Annotated in this window: 4 protein-coding genes, 3 tRNA genes and 1 pseudogene; 2 read left to right on the top strand and 6 right to left on the bottom strand. The window is 58.9% G+C overall.

The annotated features are described in order from the left end of the window. The 5 genes from KQH55_RS03415 to KQH55_RS03395 all read right to left on the bottom strand — a co-directional run. The coding region (locus KQH55_RS03415) for a GTP-binding protein (protein WP_029951219.1) at nucleotides 1–102 on the bottom strand (102 nt) is incomplete at its 3' end. 62 nt (nucleotides 103–164) lie between these two features. Continuing rightward, nucleotides 165–239, bottom strand: a tRNA-Thr gene (locus KQH55_RS03410). Nucleotides 240–254: 15 nt separating this feature from the next. Then, nucleotides 255–328 (bottom strand) — tRNA-Gly (locus tag KQH55_RS03405). 36 nt (nucleotides 329–364) lie between these two features. Then, nucleotides 365–450: transfer RNA gene (locus KQH55_RS03400), tRNA-Tyr, on the bottom strand. Between the two features lie 221 nt (nucleotides 451–671). Further along, complete coding sequence (locus KQH55_RS03395; RefSeq protein WP_235090211.1) at nucleotides 672–1325, bottom strand: hypothetical protein; 654 nt, start codon at nucleotides 1323–1325, stop codon at nucleotides 672–674. Nucleotides 1326–2552: 1227 nt separating this feature from the next. Here KQH55_RS03395 and KQH55_RS03390 point away from each other — a divergent pair. Beyond that, a complete protein-coding gene (locus KQH55_RS03390) occupies nucleotides 2553–2726 on the top strand; it encodes a hypothetical protein (RefSeq protein WP_235090210.1) in 174 nt (57 codons plus the stop codon). Nucleotides 2727–3044: 318 nt separating this feature from the next. On the opposite strand, the gene KQH55_RS03385 is transcribed toward KQH55_RS03390, so the two are convergent. Further along, complete coding sequence (locus KQH55_RS03385) at nucleotides 3045–3257, bottom strand: hypothetical protein (protein WP_076796825.1); 213 nt, start codon at nucleotides 3255–3257, stop codon at nucleotides 3045–3047. Nucleotides 3258–3400: 143 nt separating this feature from the next. Here KQH55_RS03385 and KQH55_RS03380 point away from each other — a divergent pair. Then, nucleotides 3401–3587: pseudogene (locus KQH55_RS03380) on the top strand (hypothetical protein); the annotation flags it as partial.

Here is a 3587-nt window from a genome sequence, read left to right as displayed (position 1 = left end):
CGTCGCGATCGCCGCCGTCAGCGTGGTCTTGCCATGGTCAACGTGACCGATCGTGCCCACGTTCACGTGCGGCTTGGTCCGTTCAAACTTGCCTTTGGCCATATTCGACTCCTAACAGGAATTTGGTCCGTTGCGCCGCGCGCAAACGCATCACCGACACTTGCTGGTGCCCATGGGCAGGATCGAACTGCCGACCTCTCCCTTACCAAGGGAGTGCTCTACCACTGAGCCACATGGGCGAACATCTGAAACGCTGGAGCGGGTGAAGGGAATCGAACCCTCGTCGTAAGCTTGGAAGGCTTCTGCTCTACCATTGAGCTACACCCGCGAGGTGCTTCCACCCAGTACCGCTGCCGTAAAATTCTGGTGGAGGAGGTTGGATTCGAACCAACGTAGGCGTAAGCCAACAGATTTACAGTCTGCCCCCTTTAGCCACTCGGGCACCCCTCCGCAGAGAACTGACGATTATCGGCTAATTAGTTGCAAGTGTCAACTGCCCTGCACCCACCCGCCGACCTGGTACTTGGTGACCGTCAGTCGTTCGCCTTCCGGCAAGATAGCAATTGTCAACTACGCGGGTGCCGAAGGCAAGCGATATGCGTATCGCCGACGGTTACCGGTGTTCCGGTGCAGCGAATTCGCCGTGTCGGAGCACCGGTTTGAGGCGCGACTCATTGAAGAGCCGGTGCGGCCGTCGCGCGCGTACCCGTTAGCACCAGAGCGGCCTGACGTGAGGCATCGGTGGCCATCACCAGCAGCTTGCCACTGTCCAGCACCGCCGCGCCCGCATACACTGTGCCGGGTGTCGCGCAAGGCGCGGGCCCGGCCGTGACCGTCACGTCGTACAGGTTGCCCACCGTGCGCGGCTGAAACATACCCGTCAGCGTGCACGCATTGGCCGTCCGGGCGTTCAGCGTGCCGCCCGCATCGATCTGCAACGTGACACCCTGATCGTCCACCAGCGTTTGCGCGACCCCGTCACTGTACGTTCCAGCTAACGCCGCGAGCGTCGGCTGCCGCTCGTACAGCCCTTGGTAGGTTGAGCCGAACTCCACCCCCACCGTACCCGACGCATTCGTGCTGCGGCCGCACAGGCAGTCCTTGTACACATAATTTGCGTCTACCCGTTCCGCGTCGCTCGTGCGCTGCGCGAAGTCATAGCGGATCGCGTCCGTCGAGGTGAACGTGCCGCTGGCCTGCGTGCCGCTCGTCGTACTGGTGCCGCTGACAAAGCCGCCCAATCCCGGCGTGCCGCGGTCGTAGGCAATCCAGAACACGCCGTCATCCCGAACGATACCCACCTCTCGCTGACCCGGCGTCGTCATGCCCACGTAGTATCCTTGCGCAAGGCTCACTACGGGCCGATTGCCGTCATTACCCGGACGGCTGCCCGTATGCCCGCCATTCGGACCGCTTCCGGCATTGGCGCTCCTATTGGCTGCTGAAGGTGAAACCTCTGTCAGCCCGCTGTTACATCCTGTTAGGATTCCAACAGTAATGGCCGCAATCGCAATCGACACCGCCTTCATTTTTTCATCTCCTTTTCGTTGAGCCGGATTTACGTTATCCGATACAGATCGTTGCTTAACCGCCTTCGCAGCCTCGGTCTGCTAACGCACAAAGATTGGGAGGCCCAGTGGGGGACAGTGCGACAACGGCTGCGGTATAGGGCTCATAGGCTTGTCTGATAAGGCACTTGCCGCGACGGATGGGAATGCATACGGATCTCGACGCTCACACCGAATTCGTTTATTAAATGTCGCCTTCGCATCGTCTCTACGAGTATTCTGCGACAGAATGGAGATGTCCAGACAGGGGCGAGTGCCATGGATGATCGACCTAGCGTCGGGCCGCATTGACTCAGGTTTTTTGCTACCGAGCGGAGCCTGTTGCCTCATGTAATTTGTTACCCGTCAGAATGCTGGCGGGGACGACTGATGACGAGGCGGCTGCAAGACAACGGGCATCGAGCTGGCACGCTCTCGTGCGTATAAGAAGAATGACCAGGCGTGGGTCGAACAAAAGAATGGATCAGTCGTGCGCCGCCTCGTCGGGTATGGCCGGTTACGCGGACTTGAAGCGACGCAAACCCTTGCTTGCCTTTACGAGGTGTCACGTTTGTACATTAACTTCTTTCAGCCTTCATTTAAGCTGAAATCGAAGACACGTCATGGCGCGAGGGTCATGAAGCGGTATGAAGCGCCGTTGACGCCGCTCGAGCACGTGCTGCGCTCAGTTTCGAGCGCTCGACCCACTGGAGCTGTTGAGCCGCATGCGCGAAGCGCAACAGCGCGTCGCACAATGTAGTGAATCCGGCTTGGCGCCGACGCAGGCAAGCACACCTGCTCGCGTTCCTCTCGCGGATTTCTGGCGAGTCTTGGCACAGCGTGGCAGGACGGCGAGGTAAGAGCGACGCATCAGCGAAAGGCGCGCGTGCCTCACACTTGGCGCAGCCGAGAAGATCATTCGAGCATACGTGGCCGACGATACAGCAATGGCTGGAAACTGAGCCCGGCATCACGGCCAAGAAGCTACATGAGCGTCTCGTCGCCATGGCGCCGGCGATGTATTCCGGCGCGCAGCTGCGCACTGTGCAGCGCCGCGTGAAGGCATGGCGATCGAACCGCGCCAGAGAACTGGTAGCCAGAATACTGGGTGATGCCGACGCGATGAAGGCTGGCGCTGCTATGCAGCACCAGCCTTCATCGAAAAAGACCGGAGAGTGACAATTACCCGAGAGTAACATCATCCCATGAGGCAACACGCCGGCCAAGATGATTGTCGCTGTCCAGCGTGAAACATCGAGCAGCAGCGGACGCTCCTGCCGCTTTTCATGAAATTGGTTTAAAGGAACTTTGCTAAAAACCCCGTCGGCCTCTGAGGAAGAGGGCAAGTCAAATTTGCCAAGTTTCTTCTAGGCAGGCAGCGCGAGGCCGCTACAGCCAAGCGTGCCACCCGTTCAGCGCTGCGAAATGCCGCCTCGTAGCCACTAGGACGGCATAATCAAGCACATCATCCAGTAAAAATGGGATTTGGTGGCTAGCTTACCGGAGCATAATCTGGGCTTTTAATGCAGTCGTAAAGTCTGTCGCTGCTTGGCTCATCGGATTAGGAGGAATCGGTTTCCAGTCGTTGCCGTCCCACACGCTCCAGGAGTGATTTTGTTCCAGCCTTTCAGCACCCGGTTTGAGGTTCCCGTCCTCCCCGATATCAATCCTAGTCGGGTTGACGCCTTGCATTGAGTTGATGCCGTCCATATCCGTTCCTCATAAGCAGTTGAAAAAACGCGCCGCATCGTAAACACGTTGCGCGTTATCCAGTGTGCCGATGGCACGGCAAAGCCAGATGCGTTTTGCGAAATGAACCAGCGCCATACGAAGCACGTCATCTCATCTCGTTCATGCTGCAGACCAAGCCTGGGTGTTATGCGTTTCTCGGCACAGGAACTAGCACGCATCGCACCGCGGGGCCCGCACTGGGCCCGAGCGGGTTGCATCACGCGGTGCACGGCACCATTGCAGTGCTGTGCACGAGCAGGCGTACTCAGCGGTGGGCCGCAAAGCCCAACACCCGCTTCGGGGGGGAAG

Source organism: Mycetohabitans sp. B3 (assembly GCF_021498065.1).
GTDB lineage: Bacteria > Pseudomonadota > Gammaproteobacteria > Burkholderiales > Burkholderiaceae > Mycetohabitans.
This window is presented reverse-complemented; position numbering and strand designations above follow the sequence as displayed.